We start from the raw sequence: 21,025 nt of genomic DNA, 5'->3' as shown, positions 1-21,025 counted from the left end.
GCGCGGCCGAGCCGGGTGTTCCGCGCGCCGCGGGAAACGACGCGCGCTCGGTAGCCTCAGGCCCCCAACGCGTGGAAACCACCATCGGTCATGATCATCGAACCGGTGGTCTTGGGCAGCCAGTCCGACAACACGGTGCACACGGTGCGACCCACCGGCTCCGGATCCTCGACGTCCCACCCCAGCGGGGCACGTTCGCCCCAGGTGTCCTCCAACTGTTGGAAACCGGGGATCGACTTGGCGGCCATGGTCCGCACCGGACCGGCACTGACCAGGTTGACCCGAACACCGCGCGGCCCGAGCTCACGTGCCAGATACCGCGAGGTCGACTCCAGCGCCGCCTTAGCCACACCCATCCAGTCGTAGGCGGGCCAGGCCACCCGGGCGTCGAAATCCATCCCGACCACGGAAGAACCCTCACCCAACAACGGCAGGCACGCCCTGGTCAGGGAGTTCAGCGAGTACGCCGAGATCTGCAGCGTGTTGGACACGTCCTCCCAGGGAGCGGCCATGAAATCCCCACCCAGGCAGGACTCGGGAGCGTAACCGATCGAGTGCACCACACCGTCGAGACCGTCGACGTGCTCGGCGACCGAATCGGCCAGCCCCGCCAACTGCTCCTCGTTGGTGACATCGAGCTCGATCACCGGTGCCTTGTGCGGCAACCGGCCGGCGATGCGTTCCACCAGCTTGAGCCGACCGAAACCGGTCAACACCACCTGCGCCCCCTGCTCCTGGGCGACCTTGGCGGTGTGAAACGCGATCGAGGAATCGGTGATCACACCGGTGATCAGGATTCGTTTACCTTCCAGCAGTCCAGTCACTTGCCGTTTTCCCTCTACTGATCGTTGTTTACTCGGTTCGGAAACCACACACGGACACCCCTTCCGACCCGGCACGACGGGACGAAAGGGCTTCAGTGCCCCATGCCGACCCCGCCGTCGACGGGGATGACCGCTCCGGTGACATAACCGGCGCTGTCCGAGGCCAACCACCGCACGGCCCCCGCGATCTCATCCGGCTCGGCATAGCGCCCCAACGGCACCTGCTCCAGAATCTGCTTCCTGCGCTCCTCGGACAGCTCCTCGGTCATGTCGGTGGCTACGAACCCCGGCGTGACCACATTGGAGGTGATACCGCGGGAACCGAGCTCCCGCGCCAACGACCGGGCGAAACCGATCAGTCCGGCCTTGCTCGCCGCGTAGTTGGCCTGCCCCGGAGCACCGGACAGGGCGACCGTGGACGAGATGAAAATCATCCGGCCTTTGCGGTTACGCAGCATGCTGCTGGTCGCGCGCTTGGCCACCCGGTAGGCACCGGTGAGGTTGGCCTCCACGACCCGCTGGAACTGCTCCTCACCCATCCGCAACAGCAGCCCGTCATCGGTGATGCCCGCATTGGCCACCACTACCTCCACCCGGCCCTGGGCGGCCTCGACCTCGTCGAAAGCAGCCGTCACCTGGTCGGGATCGGTCACATCGCACTGCACGCCCAACATCCCCTCGGGCGCTCCCGACCCGCGATGGGTGATCGCCACGTTGTCACCGGCAGCCTGAAAGGCCCTGGCTATGGCCAATCCGATACCCCGATTGCCGCCGGTGACCAACACGGACCGTGTCACTCCCACACTCCCTCCGAAAAACACTGTCAACCGCCGTTCGTCGTCCAGCGGCGTTGACCGGAACCGCCGCTGAGGCTATCGGCCCGTTGCGTGCGCACCGACATCGGATCGGAGCAGGTAGGACGACGAGACCGGCTCATCCCCGGCGGGAAACACCACCGGAGCAGCCGAGCAACACTGCGGCGGAACAACCAGGCCCGGACGACGGGTAGCATTCCCCGGCAACAGCGTCGATCGAGACCACATCGGGCGGCAGCCGCTGACCGGAACGGCGACGGTGGCACACCGCCCTGCTCGGGAGGAGGCCTCGCGGTGAGCAGAACGGCCCCCACCGCCGCGGACGTCCCGGAATTCGCGTCCCCGCTGCGTTCCACGATCTCGGGACAGGCCCGGTTCGATCCCGGCACCCGAGCCCTCTACGCCACCGACGCCTCCAACTACCGCCAGGTACCCACCGGGGTGGTGTTTCCCCGGCAGGACTCCGATGTGGCCGCCACACTGGCCATCGCACGCGAGTACGGACTGTCGATCACCTCGCGAGGCGCGGGAACCAGCATCGCGGGCAATGCCATGGGCCCCGGACTGGTACTGGACTTCTCCCGACACATGAACCGGATCGAGCACCTCGACCCCGAGCGCCGACTCGCACGGGTACAGCCGGGAGTCGTACTGGACACGCTCCGGCAGGCGGCACAACCACACGGACTGACCTTCGGCCCCGACCCCTCCACGCACAGCCGCTGCACACTCGGCGGCATGATCGGCAACAACTCCTGCGGCACACACTCGGTGGCCTGGGGCAAAACGATCGACAACATCCGCGAACTGGACGTGCTGCTCTCCGACGGCACCCGACTGACCCTCGGAGCGACCCCACCGGACACACTGGACACACTGTGCGCACGGGGCGACCGCACCGGAAGACTGTACGGCGAACTGCGCCGACTGGCCGAGGACTACGAGCCGAACCTGCGCGCGGACATGCCCACACCACGCAGACGCGTCTCCGGCTACAACCTGGACCAGCTGCTGCCCGACAACGAATTCAACCTCGCGCGTGCCCTGGTCGGCTCGGAGGGAACCTGCGCCACCGTTCTGTCGGCCACCGTGGAACTGGTCGAGACTCCCGCCGCCCGCGCGATGGTGGTACTGGGATTCGACAACACCTACGACGCCGCCGACGAAGTCACCCACCTGCTCGACCGGGACACGCTGGCCATCGAGGGAATCAGCGGTGAACTCGTCGACGTCGTCGGTGACCGCAACCCCGACTCCCCCGCGCTGCCCCTGCTACCCGCCGGGCGAAGTTGGCTACTGGTCGAAACCGGCGGAGCCGACCAGGACACGGCCCGACACACCGCCGAAACGATCGCGAACGCGTTCGGCGACCGCGCCACCACCACGGTACACACCGCACCGGAACGGATGGCAGCACTGTGGAAAATCCGGGAAGAAGGCTCCGGATACGCCACCAGAATGGCCGACGGTTCGGAACGCTGGTCCGGCTGGGAGGACGCCGCAGTCCCCCCACACCGCCTCGGAACCTACCTGCGCGAGTTCGACGCCCTGCTGAATCGCTTCGGATACCACGGAGTCAGCTACGGACACTACGGCGACGGATGCGTCCACGTGCGCATCGACTTCGACCTGATGTCACGCGCCGGAGCCGCCGAGTACCGAAACTTCCTGGAATCGGCCGCCGAACTGACCGCCGCCCACGGCGGCTCGCTGTCCGGCGAGCACGGCGACGGCCGGGCCCGCTCGGAATTGTTGTCCCGAATGTATCCCCAGCCCATCCTGGACGCCTTCGAACGGTTCAAAACCGCGTTCGACCCGGAAGGACTACACAACCCCGGCATTCTGACCCGACCGTCACCGGTGGACAGTGATCTGCGGCTGCTGGTGGCACCACCACGCATCCCCAGCAGAACCACGCTCGCCCTGGGATCCGACGACGGCGACCTCGCCCCCGCCACTCGCCGATGCGTGGGAATGGGCAAGTGCCTCAACACCTCGGGCGGAGTGATGTGCCCGAGCTACCGGGCGACCCGGGACGAGAAACACTCCACCCGCGGCCGAGCCCACCTGCTGTTCGAAATGCTCGCGGGCGAAACGGTGCGGGGCGGGTGGCGCTCCGAGGAGGTTCACGAGGCACTGGACCTGTGCCTGTCCTGCAAGGGCTGCAAAACCGACTGCCCGGTCGGGGTGGACATGGCCTCCTACAAGGCCGAGTTCCTGCACCGGTACCACCACAACCGACCACGCCCCGCCGCGCACTACTCGATGGGCTTCCTGCCACTGTGGCTACGCTTGGCGGCACACGCACCGCGGCTGGCCAACCGAATCACACGAGGCCGAACCGCACCACTGCTCAAACGACTCGGCGGAATAACCCCCGAGCGAGAGCTACCGAGCATCGCACCGCGGACACTGCGGCAGCGACACCGCACGCACGGAAACCACGACGGAGAGCCCGAAACGGTGGTGCTGTTCCCCGACACCTTCACCAACTACCTCGAACCGACCATCGGAAGCGACGCGATCGCCGGGCTACGACACCTGGGACACCAGGTCGAACTCCCCACCGGCTCGATGTGCTGCGGCCTGACCTGGCACTCGACCGGCCAGCTGGGCATCGCCCGCCGGGTGCTGCGACGCACCGCACGCAACCTGCGCCCCAAGCTGCGAACCGGAACCCCCCTGGTGGGACTGGAACCCAGCTGCACCGAATTCCTGCGCAACGACGCGCTGGAACTGTGCCCCGACGACGAGGACGTGCGCACCCTCGCCGAATCGACGACCACCTTCGCCGAACAGATCGCCCCGTCACGGCACCAATGGCACCGTGAGACCACCGAGACGGCAGGCGAAGCGCTGATGCAGGTGCACTGCCACCAATACGCGGAGTCGGGCGCCGACGCGGACCGAGCCGTACTGGAAGCCACCGGACTGCGCACCCGAGTACTGGACTCCGGCTGCTGCGGACTGGCGGGCAACTTCGGTTTCGAACGCGGCCACTACGACGTCTCGATGGCCTGCGCCGAGGACAGCCTACTGCCGGAAGTACGCGCGGCACGAGACGACACGACGATCCTCGCCGACGGGTTCAGCTGCCGAACGCAGCTTCGCCACGCCACCGAGGCCGAGCCCGTTCACCTGGCTACCCTGCTCGCCCGCACGCTGGGAGTCGCCACGGACGAATACGACCGGTGAACGGTCCGTACTCCTCCCACCCGGCATCGCTCGCGGCACGATTCGGCCGCTCGGCCCCGAAGTTGTGCGGAGCCACCCACGACGGCGGCTCGGAACAACCACCGCTTCAGGGCAACCGCTGCCCCACCAGCAGTGCCACACCCGCTGCCACGATCGCGGCGAGCGTACCGAGCACGAACCACGGTTTACTCGCGTCGGACCGCTTGATCTCGTAACCGATCTGTTCCTGCAGCGTATCGTAAACCTGCCGCAGCTGTTCGGCGCTGGCCGCCTTGTAGAAGTCACCACCGGAAAGATCGGCGATATGCCGCATCGCATCGTCGTCGACCTCCACCGGCTGCCGTTGTCCCTGGATCCGGATACTGCCGTGCTCGGTGCCGAACGAGATGGTGGAGATGGGCACCCCGGCCTGCTTGGCCGCCTTCGCCTGGGTGTAGGCCCCCCGCGGCGCGTCCAGCTCCCGCGGAATGGTCTGCCCCCCGTCGGCCATCAGCACGATCCGGGAAGGCGGAGGTCCCTGCCCACCACCGAGCATCCGCCCGAAGGAATCGATGGCCGACAGGGAAGCCTTGACCCCCTCGCCGGTGGCAGTGGCCTCCGAGAGCTGCAGACTGTCGATGGCCTGTTTGACGCTGGGCCGATCGGTGGTGGGCATGACCATCACCGTGGCCGTGCCCGCGAAGGATACCAGACCGAGGTTGATTCCCGGCGTGAGCTTGTCGGCGAACTCCTTGGCAGCCTGCTTGGCAGCGCGCAACCGACTGGGGCTGACATCCTGCGCCTTCATGGAAAGCGAGACGTCCATCGTCAGCAGCACGGTGGCACGGTTGCGCGGGATGCGCTGCTCCGACGTGGGACCGGCCAGCCCGATCGTCAACAGGATCAACGCCACACCGAGCAGCGCCATCGGCACGTGCTTGGGCCAGCCCTGACGACTGGGAGCGACGCGCTCCAGCAGCTCGAGATTGCTGAAACGCATCGTGCTGCGCTTGCGCCTGCGCTGCGTCCACAAATAACCGACGACCAGAACCGCCACCAGGATCAGCAGCAGGAACCACGCGGGATTGGTGAATCCGCTCAGACTGGGCATCAAACCACTCCCCCGGACCAGCCGCGTTTGCGGGCGACGACGAAGCGGACTATGTCGGCGATCCAGTCCGAGTCGGTGCGCAACACCAGGTGGGCCGCCCCGACCCGCCGCAGCTCCGCGGCGACCCGTTCCCGGTGGGCCGCGGCGGCCGCGGCGAACTCACGTCGTAACAATGGTGTAGTGCTCACCTCACGCTGTTTGCCGGTCTCGGGATCGCTCAGCTGGACGGTGCCCACACTCGGGAGTTCGACATCGCGCGGATCGACGACCTCGATCGCGAGCAGTGAGTGCCGGGCCGACAGCCCGCGCATCGCTCGTTGCCATTCGACCCGTCCGAGAAAGTCGGAGATCACCACGGCCAGCCCCCGCCGACGTGGCGGCCTGCGCAGCGCCTCCACCAGCGAGGCCAGCTCTCCGGAGGTCCCTTCGGGCGGATGCGGCACTTCGGCGGTTCGGCGGAGCAACGCCCTGGCGTAGTCGCTGCCCCCTCTGGCGGGGATCCGGGTGAGTTCCTGCCCGTTGGAGACCACGGCACCGAGCCGATTACCACCGCCCGCGGTCAGGTGTCCCACCGCGGCCAGCCCCGCTATCGCCAGTTCACGCTTGGTGCATCCGGCCGTTCCGAAGTCCAGGCTCGCGGACAGGTCCACGGCCGCCCAGGTCTCCAGTTCACGGTCGGCCACCGTCTCGCGGATGTGCGGTTCGGTGGTGCGGGCGGTAACGGCCCAGTCCATCCGCCGCACGTCGTCGCCGGGCTGGTACGTCCGTGTCTCGCCGGGCTCGGTCCCCGGTCCCGGCACGAGCCCCAGATGATTGCCCTGCAGCAGGCCGTCGAGCCTGCCGCGCACCATCAGTTCCAGGGAGCGCAGTGCTTCCCGCATACGTCCGGCCTGCAACGCGGGTGGCGCCCATTCGGGGCGGTCACCGCTGGTCGACACGGCGAATCGACTCCTCACTGGTTGGTGATGCCGGGGGACGGCTGCTGGCCATGGGCGGCTCCCGGCACGGCCGAGGCGCCCGCCTGCGGCGCACCGTTGTGCTGCCCGGCGCTCTGCTGGGGACGCGCCGATACCTGCGGCAGCGGGACGGTCTGCAGCACCCGGTTGACCACGTGGTCCACGGGCACCCCGTCGGCCACCGCGTCGTAGGAGAGCACGATGCGGTGGCGGAACACGTCCGGGACCACGTCGACCACGTCCTGCGGCAGGACGTAGTCGCGGCCGCGCAGCAGGGCGAGCGCGCGGGCACCACCGACGACACCGAGGGTGGCGCGTGGTGAGGCACCGTAGGAGACCCAGCCCGCGATGTCGGACAGCCCGTGTTCGTTGGGCGAACGGGTGGCCAGTACCAGGCGGACGACGTAGTCGACCAGCGCGTGGTGTACGAACACGTTGGAGGCCACCTGCTGCAACCGGGAGAGCTCACCGGGGTCGAGCACGGTTTGCGGTTCCGGTGGGGAGACTCCCATCCGGTAGACGATCTCGCGTTCCTCCTCGGCCGTGGGGTACTCCACCAGCAGTTTGAACAGGAACCGGTCCCGCTGCGCCTCGGGCAGCGGATACACACCCTCGTTCTCGATGGGGTTCTGCGTGGCCAGCACCTGGAAGGGTTGTGGCGTGGGATAGCTGTGCCCGCCCAGCGAGACGTGCTGTTCGGCCATGACCTCCAGCAGGGCCGACTGGATCTTGGCAGGGGCGCGGTTGACCTCGTCCGCCAGCACGAAGTTGGCCATGATGGGGCCGAGTTCGACGTCGAAGCGCTCGCTGCCCTGCCGGTAGATCCTGGTTCCCAGCAGATCGGCGGGTACGAGGTCCGGGGTGAACTGCAGGCGGGAGAAGCTGCCCCCCACCACCGTGGAGAAGGTCTCCACGGCCAGTGTCTTGGCGACGCCCGGGATGCCCTCGAGCAGGATGTGTCCCCCCGCCAGCAGCCCCACCAGGATGCGCTCCACGAGTCGGTCCTGGCCGACGATCACACGTTTGACCTCGAAGACGGTGCGTTCGAGCAGTTGTGCGTCCCTGGCGGGCGTACTGGTGTGATCCGGCGAGTGGGCCGGCCCGGCCGCCCCTGTGCCCGCGCCATTGCCGTTACCGCCCTGACCCGGATCGGTCACTGGGAAACCTCCAACTGAGTGCTCGGCACCCCGTGGGGCGCGGATACCACCACAGGGTGATCGCTGTTGTTGCCGATATTGGCACGTGACCGTACTGATCACGCGTCGGGGCGCGTTGTTACTTATATTGCACCCTGCTGGGCGTATGTGTGTTGTGAAGTTTAATTTCACTCAGCACTGAAAATACAGAAATATTAAACATAACGTGTTGCCGCCGTCCTCGATGGGAACCACGGGAGACCGCCTAAGTGTTCAGCGCGCTCGACGCAGCGTCCGAGCCAGGTCCTCGGGAGTGTCCACGTCGATGGTCTCCGCCTGCTCGGCGGGCACGAACAGCGGGTGCAACGGGGACAGCACACCGCGCAGCGCGGCCCCGTGCGGCTGTTCGGGCAAGGCCCGCCCCAGTGCGACCGCCCGCCAGACCCCGACCAACCACTGCGGCCGGTCGTCCGTGTCGACCAGCACCGCTCCCCCACTGTCCGGAGCACGGTGCAGCGCGGCCAACAGTCGTGAGAGCGTGTCGCGGCTCAGCCAGGGGTGATCGGCGGCGAGCACGGCGACCAGTGAGACGCGCGGGGGCAGCGCGACCAGCCCCGCCGACAGGGCCGCCACCGGCCCTCCTCCGGGCGGTGCCTCCCTGGTCCAGCGGACCGGGCGGCCGGTCGACCGCCGGGGCCCCACCGCCACGATCGGTTCCGCGTCGGAAACCGCATCCAGGGTGCGGTCCAGCAGGGAAAGCCCGGAGAGTCGGATGGCGGGCTTGTCACGGCCACCCAGCCTGCTGCCGCGGCCACCCGCCAGCACGATCCCGGCGAATTCACTCGTCGAGGCCATACGAGCAGACTACGTGCCACGAACCGCGGACATCGACGAATCGTCCGCCGGAGCGTCGGGCAGGCCGGGGCGACACCGCGGTGCCGAACTCCGCTCGAAGTCGTGCGGCGCCGAACCCGGGCTCGTCGGAGGCGGGTGTGTCGCCACGATCAGTTCGTCTCGTAGGCGTAGTCGTGCTCGTTCGCCTCGGCGGCGCGCAGTCGCGCTGAACGGCGCTGCAGGATCTCGCTCCGAATCGCCCAGATCAGCCCCGACAACCAGACCAGTCCCAGCACGGTGGTGAGCAGCACGCTGGGAACCTGGGGCACTCCCACGGTGTCGAGCAACAGGCGCGAATTGCTGAACACGATGAGTCCACCGGCTCCCACGCCCAGCACGCGGACCGGCAGGATCCGCACGAGCCACGCGGCCAGCGGAGCGGCGACCACACCACCGATGAGCAATCCGAGAGTCACCGGCCACTTCCAAGCCGAACCGCCGTTGTGCATCAAGAACCCGGCGGTCGCCCCCAGGGAGACGATCAGTTCGCTGGTGTTGACCGTGCCGACGGTACGCCTGGGCAGGATCCGGCCCGTGCTGAGCAGGGTCGAAGTGGTGACCGGTCCCCAGCCACCTCCACCAACGGAGTCCACGAATCCACCGACCGCACCGAGCGGAATCAACCAGCGCCGCCCCGCCGGGGTGAGACCGCTGGATCGCACCGGGGTGGACCACGCCGAGAAGCGCAGTACGACGTAGCTTCCGAGCACCACCAGCAGCAGCGCCATCCAACCGCGGGCCGATCCGGCCGCCACCGAGGACAGGGCCGAGGCGCCGAGGAAGCCGCCGAGCCCCCCGGGCAGTGCGAGCCAGCCGACCATGCGCCAGTCGACGTTGCGCATCCGCCAGTGCGCCGCACCGGAGACGACAGCTGTCCCGATCTTGGCCAAGTGCACCGACGCCGAAGCCATCACAGGCGCGGTGCCCACGGCCAACAGGCCGGTTGTGGCCGTCACGCCGAATCCCATCCCCAGCGAGCCGTCGACCAGCTGGGCGAGAAATCCGGCCACCGCCACGAGCAACAGAGTGGGCACCAATGCCTCCAGACCGTTTCCGCTCGCGTCCGAAGCGCCGAGCGGCTTTTCCAACTAAGTTGATAAAAACGGTACACTTTCCAACGGACCGGTCAACACGCTCCCAGCGTTCGGGACGGCACCGTTCGGAACGGCGCCCCGTGAGTACGTTCAGCGCGACTCCCATACCCCTGTTTCACTGGTGCGCGCCGCGACGTCCGATGGAAGCTCGCCGGAGACGAGTTGGGCTATGGTGACATTCTCGAGCACTTCGCGCAGGCTGCTGCGCACCGCGATCCAGACCCACTGCAGCACGGCGACCGAAGGATCGTACTGCACGTCCTCGGCTCGTTGGCCGTGTATGCTGACCAGCGGGCCGTCGGTGGCGCGAATCACATCGGCTATCGAGACAGTGCTCGGGTCCCGGGCCAGCACCCAGCCACCGGCCTGTCCCCGCCTGCTGGCTACGAAACCGGCACGCCGCAGGTCACTGAGCACGGCCTGCAGGAAGTTTCGTGGGATGTCCTGAGCGAGGGCGACGTCCTCGGCACTGACCGGCCCTGCCTGTGCACGGGCTATCTCAACCAGCGCGCGCAACGCGTAGTCCACCTTGGCCGAAATCCGCATGGCTCGATTGTTCATCACATCCGGGTGGAACAGTGCCCCAGCCCTTCGACCGACGTCTTCTCGGGAAGTTCGGGCGAACCGCCTCCGCGTGGAACGGGGACCAGGAATCGCGAGCATCGGCTGTTTCGAAAACGACTCGCATGAGAGGTGAAGGGGTCAACCACTCCCCTGCCCGGTGCGCGTGCTTCCCGGCGAGGCCTGCCGGTAGGACGAGAGCACGGGAGCCGGGCTCGCACGGTTTTCGGGGCCGCCCGCGCATGCGGACGACCCCGAAACCAGTGGTGGCGGCCGGAACGGCTGTCACAGCGACCCCGAAGGGTTCAAGCGTGGGTTCAGCCGGTCACCAGGCTCACGCCGTAGGCGTTGAGGGCCTCGTTGACGGGCTGGAAGTAGGTGGTCCCACCCGAGGTGCAGTCACCCGAGCCACCGGAGGTCATGCCCTGGGCCTGGCTACCGGAGATGAAGGAACCACCGGAGTCACCGGGCTCGGCGCAGACATCGGTGCGGGTCAGGCCGGAAACAGTACCGCTGGGGTAGCTGACCGTCTGATTCTTGGCCTGGATGGTGCCGCAGTGCCAGCCCGTGGTCTGGCCGGAACGGCACACCGAGGAGCCGACCGCGGCCTCCTGCGAACCGCTCACGATGCTGGCGTAGCCGTCGTACTGATCGACCCAGGGGCGCAGCGTGTCGTCGGAACCGGTCCGCACGTAGGAGTAGTCGTTGCCGGGGAAGGAGGAACCGGCGAACGTGCCGCTGGGGCTACTGGTGCTGTCGCCCGTGCTGCCGCAGTGACCCGCCGAGACGAATCCACCGGAGACGGAGAATCCGACCGAGCAGACCGTGGACCCGTTGATGGTGTAGCGCTGTCCACCGATCACATCGGCGTAGGTGCGCGGCTGCTCGGCGGACTCGACCACGCTCACCGAGTCGCTGTCCACACCGGTGGAAGCGACGAATTCGGCCGCGCGGTCGGCGGTGCCCTTCTCCGTGGTCAACACCACGGAGTTGCTGGTCGTGTCGACGTACCAACCGGTGACCGATTCCGGAGCCCGCTTCGAGTTCCGGTTCAGCGTGGTGTTGGCGGCACGCAGCTGTGCCTTGCTGTCGTCCACGAGCCTGGGAACGGCCTCCTCGGCCCGCACCCTGTCGAATTCGGAACGGTCGGTGACACCCACGACCAGCTTCCCGAGGTCGGCGTCGTAGTGGAATCCGCCGAAACTGCTGCCGAGCTTGTCGGCCATACCGTCGGCGGCCTGCCGCGCCACGGCTTCGGCATCGAGCCGTTGTTCGGCCTGAGCATGACTCAGCCCGAGGTCACGCTGCATGGCCTGCATCATCGTGCTCGCGTGTCGCGGGCTCGGATCCTCGGAAACTTTGGCGCTGTCCGCTGTGGCCGGTGCGGTCATGGCGGTCAGCGTTCCCGCTGCGAGAATCGCGGACGCCGCGATTCGGCCGGGCATTTTCCGCTGCATCTGTGATCTCCCTGTACGCGAAAACGGTTTTGTCTTCGGTAGCAGGGAAGTTTCCGAGGAACACGATTCAGCGACAATACTGCGTTTGCAGCAGCGCTCGGCAATCGGAGTACGTGCCACCGGAACACGCTCCGTACAAAATCTGCTCAGGAGGCAATCACGCCTTGGCGAAAAAACGACGCGTAAGCCGCGGCAGTGTTGACAACACCCTTCGCCCTTTTTAGGATATACGATCCGCTTTTCGCGGCATAAACGTTTTGACCGGCTATTTCATCGTTGAAAACGGAACAACGAGCCCCCGACACCATCTCGAACGACCGGTTCACGTTGTGTATCCGAAAAAACGCGACGGCATTCCACTCCGCGGAACCGAACGTGTAAAACGGGAATGAAAAAGTATGATCAAATCATCGTGGGACTGCGCCGAACGAGTGAGGCGAAGTGGGGCTCGCACGGATCCACGCAGAGTGCCGCGCGAGCCGAGTGGGGCTGCCCGACGTGGACAGCCCCACTTCCGGTGTCAGGTCAACGGACGATCATTGGGTCCGATCGGAGCGGGAAGCGCGTCGCGCCCCGTCAGGTAACGATCCACACCGGCCGCGGCGGAACGGCCCTCCGAGATGGCCCAGACGATCAGCGACTGACCGCGTCCCATGTCACCGGCACTGAACACACCGTCGACACTGGTCATGAAGGAACGATCCCGCGCGACGTTGCCACGGGCGTCGAGCTCGACACCGAGCTCGTCGACCATGCCGGCACGTTCCGGACCGACGAAACCCATCGCCAACAGCACCAGCTCGCACGGCAACTCCTGCTCGGTGCCCTCGACCGGGACGAACTTGCCGTTCTCCTTGCGAACCTCGACCAGCCGCAACGCACGCAGGTTCCCGTCCTCATCACCGAGGAATTCCTGGGTGTTGACCGAGAACAGGCGTTGACCACCCTCCTCGTGTGCCGAGGAAACCCGGTAGAGCATCGGGTAGGTGGGCCAGGGCTGGTTCTCCGGCCGCTCGTTGGGCGGGGTCGGCATGATCTCCAGCTGGGTCACCGACGCCGCACCCTGACGATGCGCCGTTCCCAGACAGTCGGCACCGGTGTCACCCCCACCGATGATGACCACGTTCTTGCCCGCCGCGCTGATGGACGACTGCGACAGGTCACCCTGCTGCACCCGGTTGGCGGGCGGCAGGTACTCCATCGCCTGGTGGATACCGCCCAGTTCCCTGCCGGTGATGGGCAGTTCCCGGGACATCGTGGAACCGCCCGCCAGCACCACGGCGTCGTGCTCGGAACGCAGCTGCTCCACGGTGAGATCCACCCCGACATCGACACCGGTACGGAACTCGGTACCTTCCTGCCGCATCTGGTCGAGCCTGCGGTCGAGCCGGAACTTCTCCATCTTGAACTCGGGGATGCCGTAACGCAGCAGCCCGCCGATCCGGTCGGCGCGCTCGTAGACGATCACCCGGTGCCCGGCACGCGTGAGCTGCTGCGCCGCGGCCAGCCCGGCCGGACCGGAGCCGACCACGGCCACCGTGCGGCCGGTCGCGGCCGCGGGCTGCTCCGGCCGCACCCAGCCCTCTTCCCAGGCCCGATCGATGATCTCGATCTCGACCTGCTTGATGCTCACAGCGTCCGAGTTGATCCCCAGCACACAGGCCGCCTCACACGGAGCCGGACACAGCGTGCCGGTGAACTCGGGGAAGTTGTTGGTCGCGTGCAGCCGTTCGATGGCGCCGCGCCAGTCCTCCCGCCAGACCAGGTCGTTCCACTCCGGGATGAGATTTCCCAGCGGGCAGCCCTGGTGGCAGAAGGGGATGCCGCAGTCCATGCAGCGGCCCGCCTGCTGCTCCAGCTGCTGGTTGGAGAACTCCTCGTAGACCTCACGCCAATCCTTGAGCCGGATGTCGACCGGCCGACGCCGCGGCGTCTCGCGCGGCGTGGTCAGAAAGCCCTTCGGGTCAGCCATGAGCGGCCTCCATGATCGCCTCGTTGACGTCGCGGCCGTCGCGTTCGGCATCGGCCTTGGCATTGAGAACGCGCTTGAAGTCCTTCGGCATCACCTTGCCGAACCGTGCCGCGGCGGCGTCCCAGTCGACGAGCAGATCGCGAGCCACGGTGGATCCGGTTTCGTGGTGGTGCTTCTCGATCAGCTCGTACAGTTCGCCGCGATCGTCGGAATCCAGCGGGTCCAGATCGACCATCTCGTGGTTGATCCGATCGGAACGCGGATCGAGCACGTAGGCGATACCACCGGACATGCCCGCCGCGAAGTTGCGTCCCGTACCACCGAGCACGACGATCCGACCACCGGTCATGTACTCGCACCCGTGATCGCCGACGCCTTCCACGACCGCCAGCGCTCCGGAGTTGCGCACCCCGAAACGTTCACCGACGACACCGCACACGAACATCTCACCGCCGGTGGCGCCGTAGAGCAGCACGTTGCCCGCGATCACGTTGTCCTCCGCGGCGAATGCCGCGTCGTCCTGTGGTCGCAGCACGACCCGGCCGCCGGAAAGCCCCTTGCCGACGTAGTCGTTGGAGTCGCCGTTGAGCCGCAGCGTGATACCGCGCGGTAGGAAGGCACCGAAGGACTGTCCCGCCGATCCGGTGAACGTGATGTGGATGGTGTCGTCCGCCAGTCCCGCACCGCCCCACTTACGGGTGAGTTCAGAGCCCAGCATGGTGCCGACCGAGCGGTTGACGTTGCGAACCGGCAGCTCCAGCCGCAGCGGAGCACCTTCGGACAGCGCACCCTCGCTGAGCTGGATCAGGGTGTTGTCCAGAGCCTTTTCCAGGCCGTGTTCCTGCTTGCCCGTGCAGTGCCTGGCCGAGCCCTCGGCGACCTCCGGCACGTGCAGGATCGGCGAGAGATCGATTCCCTCGGTCTTCCAGTGCCGGGTGGCCGGATCGGTGTCGAGCATCTCGGTGTGCCCGATCGCCTCCTCGATGGAACGGAAACCCAGTGCGGCCAGGTGCTCCCGCACTTCCTGGGCGACGAACTCGAAGAAGTTGACGATGTAGTCGGCCCTGCCGTCGAACTTGGCGCGCAGCTCCGGATTCTGCGTGGCCACACCCACCGGGCAGGTGTCCAGGTGGCACACCCGCATCATGACGCAGCCGGAAACCACGAGCGGAGCCGTGGCGAACCCGAACTCCTCGGCGCCGAGCAGCGCGGCGAGGACCACGTCGCGGCCGGTCTTGAGCTGACCGTCGGTCTGCACCACGATCCGATCGCGCAGCCCGTTGGCCAGCAGCGTCTGCTGGGTCTCGGCCAACCCGAGCTCCCACGGCGCACCGGCGTGCTTGATGGAGGACAACGGGGAGGCACCGGTACCACCGTCGTGGCCGGAGATGAGCACCACGTCGGCGTGTGCCTTGCTCACTCCCGCGGCGACCGTGCCGACACCGACCTCCGAGACCAGCTTGACGTGCACCCGAGCCCGCGGGTTCGCGTTCTTGAGATCGTAGATCAGCTGTGCGATGTCCTCGATGGAGTAGATGTCGTGGTGCGGCGGCGGCGAGATCAGCCCCACCCCGGGCGTCGAGTGACGGGTGCCCGCGATCCAGGGATAGACCTTGTGCCCGGGCAGCTGGCCACCCTCGCCCGGCTTGGCACCCTGGGCGATCTTGATCTGGATGTCGTCGGAGTTGACCAGGTATTCGCTGGTGACCCCGAACCGACCGCTGGCGGCCTGTTTGATGGCCGAACGACGCCAGTCCCCGTCGGTGTCCACGGTGAACCGATCGGCGTCCTCACCGCCCTCACCGGTGTTGGACTTGGCACCGAGCCGGTTCATCGCCACCGCGAGAACCTCGTGCATCTCCTTGGAGATCGAGCCGTAGGAGATACCACCGGTCGCGAACCGCTTGACGATCTCGGAGACCGGCTCGACCTCGTCGATGTCGACCGGCTCGCGCGCGCCCTCGCGGAACTTGAGCAGTCCGCGCAACGTCATCAGTCGCTCGGACTGTTCGTCGACGTGGTTGGTGTACTCCTTGAAGATGTCGTACTGGCCGCTGCGGGTGGAGTGCTGCAGCTTGAACACCGTGTGGGGGTTGAACAGGTGCGGATCGCCCTCACGACGCCACTGGTACTCCCCGCCCACGGCCAGCTCGCGGTGGTGAGCCTTGAGCCCGTCGGTGGGGAAGGTCCTGCGGTGCCGCTGACCGATCTCGGTGGCCAGGGTCTCGAAGTCGATACCGCCGAGCCGCGAGGTGGTGCCGGTGAAGCAGCGGTCGACGATCTCCTCACCGAGTCCGATGGCCTCGAAGATCTGGGCTCCGGTGTAGGAGGCGACCGTGGAGATCCCGATCTTGGACATGGTCTTGCGCAGCCCCTTGCCAAGAGCCTTGATCAGGTTCTTGGTGGCCTGCTTGGCATCCACGCCGGAGACCTCACCGCGCGCCACGAGGTCCTCGACGCTGGCCATGGCCAGATAAGGATTGACCGCCGCGGCACCGTAGCCGACCAGCAGGGCCACATGGTGCACCTCGCGGACGTCACCGGCCTCGACGACCAGCCCGACGTGGGTGCGGCTCTTCTCCCGGACGAGGTGGTGGTGCACCGCCCCGGTCAGCAACAGCGAGGGGATCGCCGCGTACTCGGCGTCGGCGCCGCGATCGGAGAGCACGATGATGCGCGCCCCGTCGGCCACCGCCTCGGAGACCTCACGGCAGATCTCGTCCAACCGCTGCCGGAGTGCCTGACCTCCCCCGGCGGCGCGATAGACCATGTGAATGGTCACCGAGCGCAGTTCGGGACGGTCACCGTCGTCGTTGATGTGGATCAGCTTCGCGAGCTCGTCGTTGTCCAGCACCGGGAACGGCAGCACCAGCTGGTGACAGGCCTGCGGGTCGGTGTCCAGCAGGTTGTGCTCGGGACCGACGTGGGTGCTCAGCGAGGTGACCAGTTCCTCGCGGATGGCGTCCAGCGGCGGGTTTGTGACCTGGGCGAACAGCTGGGTGAAGTAGTCGAACAGCTGGCGCGGGCGCTCGGAGAGCGGGGCGAGCGGAACGTCGTTGCCCATGGAGCCGACGGGTTCGGCGCCGCCGGAGGCCATGGGCTTGAGCAGCGCGTCGACCTCTTCCTCGGTGTATCCGAACAACTGCTGGCGCTGCACCAGCGAGGAGTGCGGCGGGACCTCGCGGGAACGAGTGGGCAGGTCCTCGAGGTGGACCATCCCGTCGTCCAGCCACTGCCGGTAGGGGTGCTGCGCGGCGAGCTCGCCTTTGATTTCCTCGTCATCGACGATGCGTCCCCGCTCGGTGTCGAGCAGGAACATCTTGCCCGGCTGCAACCTGCCCTTGCGCGCCACCCGCTGCGGCTCGATGTCGAGCACACCGGTCTCGCTGGCCAGCACGAGCATGTTGTCGTGGGTGACCCAGTAGCGGCCGGGCCGCAGCCCGTTGCGATCGAGCACCGCCCCCACCTGTGCGCCGTCGGTGAAGGTCACCAGGGCGGGACCGTCCCACGGTTCCATGAGGTTGTTGTGGAACTCGTAGAAGGCACGGCGCTGGGGATCCATCTCGGTGTGGTTCTCCCACGCCTCGGGGATCATCATCAGCACGGCGTGCGGCAACGAGCGCCCACCGAGATGGAGCAGCTCCAGCACCTCGTCGAAGGTGGCCGAGTCGCTGGCGTCGGGCGTGGCGACCGGGTAGAGCCGCGAGAGGTCGCCCGGGATCAGGTCCGTGTCGAGCATGCTCTCGCGGGTGCGCATCCAGTTGCGGTTGCCGCGCATGGTGTTGATCTCACCGTTGTGCGCGATGTAGCGGTACGGATGCGCCAGGGGCCACGAGGGGAAGGTGTTCGTGGAGAACCTCGAGTGCACCAGGCCGATGGCGCTGCTGAATCGCTCGTCGGTGAGGTCGATGAAGAACGCGTCGAGCTGCGTCTCGGTCAGCATCCCCTTGTAGACGAGGGTGCGGGCCGACAGACTCGGAAAGTACACGTCGGTGTCGTGCTCGGCGCGTTTGCGCAGGCAGAACGCACGGCGTTCCAGCCGCATGACGGGATCCCGCCCGGCCGCGGCGGAGTCGTCGGACTCGGCGACGAACAGTTGGCGGAACCTGGGCATCACTCCCCTGGCCAACGAACCGGCACAACCGGGATCGACCGGCAGCGTCCGCCAGCCGAGTACCTCGAGCCCTTCCTCCGCCGCGATTCGCTCGATCGCGGCCACCGCCTGCTCGCAGTCCGCTTCGTCGTCCGGAAGAAAGGCGTTACCCACCGCGTAACCACCGGCGGCGGGAAGTTCGAACGGAACCACCTCGCGCAAGAACGCGTCCGGCACCTGGGTCAGGATTCCCACCCCGTCACCGGTGTCCGGATCGGCGCCTTTCGCGCCCCGGTGTTCCATGTTGCGCAGCGCGGTCAGCGCGTTCCGCACAATCGCGTGATCCTTGCGGCCGGCCATATCGGCGACGAGCGCCACACCGCACGCGTCGTGATCGTTGGCAGGGTCGTAGAGACCCTCGACGTCGGCGCCCCGTTGCGTCCGACCTCTCGCATTCTGGGAAACCGGCATTCGGATCCTCCCGTCGTCAGGCAACGACCTCAGCCACGCGAACAGTGGGGACGAGATCGTAGAAACCTCTCCGGAGCTGACAAGAAGGATGCGCCGTTGCACTCTTGGTCAGTTTGCGGAACTATACAGATTTCCGAGTTGCACGACTACGAGTAAGTAACACGTGTTACACCCGCGGGTCCTGCTCCCGGAGTCTGGGACAGCATGATCGCGAAACGTAGCGGCGCACACACTTCGAGCACCGGACAACGGGGTCACCGTCGGACCGGAACAACCTCGGAAGAACCACTACGGGGATCGCCCGTCTTCACGATGCTGTGCTTTCACCACGATACCCGGCGACGTCCATACGGCCGATTTTATTTCACTCAACACTGAAACAACAGGGAGAATAAACAAGTGATACCGCTCACGCGTCCGCACACCACGAGGAAACTCCTGTTCAGCGCACCGAACACCTTCCGAGCGGATACCGCCCGGTGACGAAATCGGCTCCCCCACTACGCGGAAGCCGAAATACCGACACATGGTCTCCGGAGATCGCGAAATGCCCGAGGAAGGACGACCCCACCCCAGCAACGCACCGATCCCACCGCTGACCAGTGAGAACAATTGTGACAACCCTCGCGTGAGCGAAGTGAGCCATTTCATTGCGCGTTTTCACGCCGGACAGCAGACTCCGCGGCGGCCGGACAGCACGAGAAAGTGATCAGATGAGCGCGGGTGACAATTCCACCGAGCTGGAATTCAACATCGATCTCGGCGCGGCGGAGATGCGACGGCGCGCCGAGATCACGCGGGCCCTGGGCGACGACTGGGATCCAGCGGAGCAGCTGCGCGGCGAGCGCGAGGCCCACGCGCTGCTGTACTCCGGGCTCGACGACTGGCAGCGCGGTGTCTACGAGCAGCTGGTTCGGGCGGGGATGCTTCCCGAGGGCATCGGTGGCGAGCATGCCGATTGACCCGTTCGCCGACCTCGGCCGCCGGGCCTGGATCGAGTGCCCCAACTGCCACCACGGGCAGGACTGCTCGGAATGCCTGCTCGGACGTTCCTGCAGCGACCACTGGCAGTACCTGCTGTCCAACTCCGGAACCCTGCTGTATCTGCAGTGCCCCAGCTGCACCCATCTCTGGCAGCACGACACGCACGGTGGTCGCACCGAGCGGAACTGCTGAACCGCTCGGTCACGCCGGCTACTCGCCCGTGACGTGCCGTAACCGCGAATCCGGAGGCGAGCCCGACGCAGCCAAGGCCCGCGAAACGTACCGTCTCGCTACTAGCTGGCGGCAGCGGTCACTCGCCGCACGGCCTTCACCTCCGTGCAGGGGCGGAGCGGAGCCGTTCAGTCGGACCGGCTGCCTTCGAGCAGCCGATCACCGATGGAGCTACGCCGGTACAGCACGTGCCGTCCATCACGTATCCGGATGAGCAGTCCCGAGTCGTACAACACGCGCAGGTGCTGGGACACGGCACTCGCGGTGACCCCGAGACGCCGGGCGAGTTCGACGGTGGGTGTCGGCTCGTCGAGCAGTGCGAGCAACCTGGCTCTGGGAGCGCCGAGCAACGGGGTGAGGACGGCCGTGTCAGCAGGGGGCTCGGTGGACCAGAGCGTGGCCACTCCCCTGCTGGGATACACCAGCCAGGGCGGCTCGTCCGGAGTGACCGGCGGCGCGGGCTTGTGGGCGAATACGGACGGCAGTAGCAACAATCCCCGCCCGGAAGCAGCGACGCTGTGCCCGCTGATCATCCTGTCGATGTGCAGCACCCCGTCCCGCCATCGCAGATTCGGGTGCATGCCCGCGAACAGCAGGCGAGCGCCTCCCCTGGCCCACTGTCTCGCACGGTGGGTCATGTCGGCTTCCAGCAACAGCCGCATCCTGGGCCAGTTCGGTTCGATGGCCGCTTTCCAGAACCGCCACAGGGCCGCACAGACGGAATCACGCAGCCCGATGAGGGACGCGTCGTCGTCAGTGGCCCCGTGCAGGGCAGGTGGCAGCGGGTCCGGCGCGTGCGTGACCAGGAGATCGTGGCGGACTCTACCGGGGGAGGTCCGACGCACTAGAGCCAGTTGCTCCTCGAAGTCGGGATCGGAACTTCCGGGCGGAGGAGTCAAGAAGTCCGGCAACGTACGTCTCACTGCGACGAGGGAGAGCAGCAGCTCGAGATCGCGCGTGTCGAGTTCGGCGAGTGCGGACACCCGCCACGGAAGGTGCAACGGGGAAAGCCTCGGGTCCTGAAGCACCCGAAGGCTGAGCAGCGTCTCGTGCAGTGGCGAGATGACGAAGCGCGTGTCCGCCAGATCCTCGACACCCAGCACGAAACTGATCATTAAGTCGTAAGCTACATCGATTCTCCCCGAGCGGTCGATACGTTGCACTACCGTGCGTGCCACCCGGAATTCACGCGAGCTCCACCGGTTCCACCGAGCACTGTCCCGGTGCGGACCGGTCAGTTCCACCCAGTCGA

Annotated in this window: 15 protein-coding genes; 3 read left to right on the top strand and 12 right to left on the bottom strand. The window is 66.9% G+C overall.

Annotated features, from left to right (window positions below):
* Positions 1 to 56: 56 nt before the first annotated feature.
* Positions 57 to 824 carry an enoyl-ACP reductase FabI gene (gene fabI, locus J2S53_RS04060; protein ID WP_130467149.1) on the bottom strand — a complete coding sequence of 256 codons (768 nt, stop codon included), beginning with the start codon at positions 822 to 824 and terminating at the stop codon, positions 57 to 59.
* A gap of 92 nt (positions 825 to 916) precedes the next feature.
* On the bottom strand, positions 917 to 1,621 hold the full coding sequence (fabG, locus tag J2S53_RS04055) for a 3-oxoacyl-ACP reductase FabG (RefSeq protein WP_130467148.1): 705 nt from the start codon (positions 1,619 to 1,621) through the stop codon (positions 917 to 919).
* 312 nt (positions 1,622 to 1,933) lie between these two features.
* Here fabG and J2S53_RS04050 point away from each other — a divergent pair, with 312 nt between their 5' ends.
* The gene (locus tag J2S53_RS04050; RefSeq protein WP_456239810.1) at positions 1,934 to 4,834 is read left to right on the top strand and encodes an FAD-binding and (Fe-S)-binding domain-containing protein; all 2,901 of its coding nucleotides are present in this window, start codon (positions 1,934 to 1,936) and stop codon (positions 4,832 to 4,834) included.
* Positions 4,835 to 4,940: 106 nt separating this feature from the next.
* On the opposite strand, the gene J2S53_RS04045 is transcribed toward J2S53_RS04050, so the two are convergent.
* The 9 genes from J2S53_RS04045 to gltB form a co-directional block, all read right to left on the bottom strand.
* Entirely contained in the window at positions 4,941 to 5,924 is a 984-nt protein-coding gene (locus J2S53_RS04045) for a VWA domain-containing protein (RefSeq protein ID WP_456239809.1), read from the bottom strand.
* On the bottom strand, positions 5,924 to 6,805 hold the full coding sequence (locus J2S53_RS04040; RefSeq protein ID WP_456242695.1) for a DUF58 domain-containing protein: 882 nt from the start codon (positions 6,803 to 6,805) through the stop codon (positions 5,924 to 5,926). Before J2S53_RS04040 ends, J2S53_RS04045 begins: the two co-directional genes overlap by 1 nt.
* Before the next feature lie 71 nt (positions 6,806 to 6,876).
* Complete coding sequence (locus tag J2S53_RS04035) at positions 6,877 to 8,037, bottom strand: AAA family ATPase (RefSeq protein WP_092981055.1); 1,161 nt, start codon at positions 8,035 to 8,037, stop codon at positions 6,877 to 6,879.
* 252 nt (positions 8,038 to 8,289) lie between these two features.
* Positions 8,290 to 8,871, bottom strand: coding sequence for a molybdenum cofactor guanylyltransferase (gene mobA, locus J2S53_RS04030; RefSeq protein ID WP_456239808.1), 582 nt, complete (start codon positions 8,869 to 8,871; stop codon positions 8,290 to 8,292).
* A gap of 149 nt (positions 8,872 to 9,020) precedes the next feature.
* Positions 9,021 to 9,944 carry a sulfite exporter TauE/SafE family protein gene (locus J2S53_RS04025; RefSeq protein WP_456239807.1) on the bottom strand — a complete coding sequence of 308 codons (924 nt, stop codon included), beginning with the start codon at positions 9,942 to 9,944 and terminating at the stop codon, positions 9,021 to 9,023.
* Positions 9,945 to 10,094: 150 nt separating this feature from the next.
* Positions 10,095 to 10,550 carry an RrF2 family transcriptional regulator gene (locus J2S53_RS04020; RefSeq protein ID WP_092981157.1) on the bottom strand — a complete coding sequence of 152 codons (456 nt, stop codon included), beginning with the start codon at positions 10,548 to 10,550 and terminating at the stop codon, positions 10,095 to 10,097.
* Positions 10,551 to 10,882: 332 nt separating this feature from the next.
* Positions 10,883 to 12,022 (bottom strand): S1 family peptidase, encoded by a 1,140-nt coding sequence (locus tag J2S53_RS04015; protein WP_456239806.1) that lies wholly within the window; start codon positions 12,020 to 12,022, stop codon positions 10,883 to 10,885.
* Between the two features lie 520 nt (positions 12,023 to 12,542).
* Complete coding sequence (locus J2S53_RS04010; protein WP_092981066.1) at positions 12,543 to 13,994, bottom strand: glutamate synthase subunit beta; 1,452 nt, start codon at positions 13,992 to 13,994, stop codon at positions 12,543 to 12,545.
* Positions 13,987 to 18,558 (bottom strand): glutamate synthase large subunit, encoded by a 4,572-nt coding sequence (gene gltB / locus J2S53_RS04005; RefSeq protein WP_456239805.1) that lies wholly within the window; start codon positions 18,556 to 18,558, stop codon positions 13,987 to 13,989. The genes J2S53_RS04010 and gltB overlap by 8 nt, the downstream gene beginning before the upstream one ends.
* Positions 18,559 to 19,271: 713 nt before the next feature.
* Here gltB and J2S53_RS04000 point away from each other — a divergent pair.
* Together J2S53_RS04000 and J2S53_RS03995 are read left to right on the top strand one after the other, a co-directional pair.
* Positions 19,272 to 19,520, top strand: a complete 249-nt coding sequence (locus J2S53_RS04000) for a DUF6400 family protein (RefSeq protein ID WP_456239804.1) — start codon at positions 19,272 to 19,274, stop codon at positions 19,518 to 19,520.
* On the top strand, positions 19,510 to 19,734 hold the full coding sequence (locus tag J2S53_RS03995; RefSeq protein ID WP_456239803.1) for a hypothetical protein: 225 nt from the start codon (positions 19,510 to 19,512) through the stop codon (positions 19,732 to 19,734). Before J2S53_RS04000 ends, J2S53_RS03995 begins: the two co-directional genes overlap by 11 nt.
* Positions 19,735 to 19,901: 167 nt before the next feature.
* Here the strand turns inward: J2S53_RS03995 and J2S53_RS03990 are convergent, their stop codons facing one another.
* Positions 19,902 to 20,888, bottom strand: coding sequence for a helix-turn-helix domain-containing protein (locus J2S53_RS03990; RefSeq protein ID WP_456239802.1), 987 nt, complete (start codon positions 20,886 to 20,888; stop codon positions 19,902 to 19,904).
* Positions 20,889 to 21,025: the final 137 nt, after the last annotated feature.

The organism is Actinopolyspora lacussalsi (assembly GCA_030803735.1).
In the GTDB taxonomy this organism is placed as follows: Bacteria; Actinomycetota; Actinomycetes; order Mycobacteriales; family Pseudonocardiaceae; genus Actinopolyspora; species Actinopolyspora lacussalsi.
This window is presented reverse-complemented; position numbering and strand designations above follow the sequence as displayed.

Bases quoted from the DNA above. Each gene is read 5' to 3' on its own strand.
- mobA (WP_456239808.1), bottom strand. From the start codon at position 8,871: ATGGCCTCGACGAGTGAATTCGCCGGGATCGTGCTGGCGGGTGGCCGC.
- J2S53_RS04010 (WP_092981066.1), bottom strand. From the start codon at position 13,994: ATGGCTGACCCGAAGGGCTTTCTGACCACGCCGCGCGAGACGCCGCGG.
- gltB (WP_456239805.1), bottom strand. From the start codon at position 18,558: ATGCCGGTTTCCCAGAATGCGAGAGGTCGGACGCAACGGGGCGCCGAC.
- J2S53_RS03995 (WP_456239803.1), top strand. From the start codon at position 19,510: ATGCCGATTGACCCGTTCGCCGACCTCGGCCGCCGGGCCTGGATCGAG.
- J2S53_RS04045 (WP_456239809.1), bottom strand. From the start codon at position 5,924: ATGCCCAGTCTGAGCGGATTCACCAATCCCGCGTGGTTCCTGCTGCTG.
- J2S53_RS03990 (WP_456239802.1), bottom strand. From the start codon at position 20,888: ATGATCAGTTTCGTGCTGGGTGTCGAGGATCTGGCGGACACGCGCTTC.
- J2S53_RS04040 (WP_456242695.1), bottom strand. From the start codon at position 6,805: ATGCGGGAAGCACTGCGCTCCCTGGAACTGATGGTGCGCGGCAGGCTC.
- J2S53_RS04020 (WP_092981157.1), bottom strand. From the start codon at position 10,550: ATGCGGATTTCGGCCAAGGTGGACTACGCGTTGCGCGCGCTGGTTGAG.
- J2S53_RS04000 (WP_456239804.1), top strand. From the start codon at position 19,272: ATGAGCGCGGGTGACAATTCCACCGAGCTGGAATTCAACATCGATCTC.
- J2S53_RS04015 (WP_456239806.1), bottom strand. From the start codon at position 12,022: ATGCAGCGGAAAATGCCCGGCCGAATCGCGGCGTCCGCGATTCTCGCA.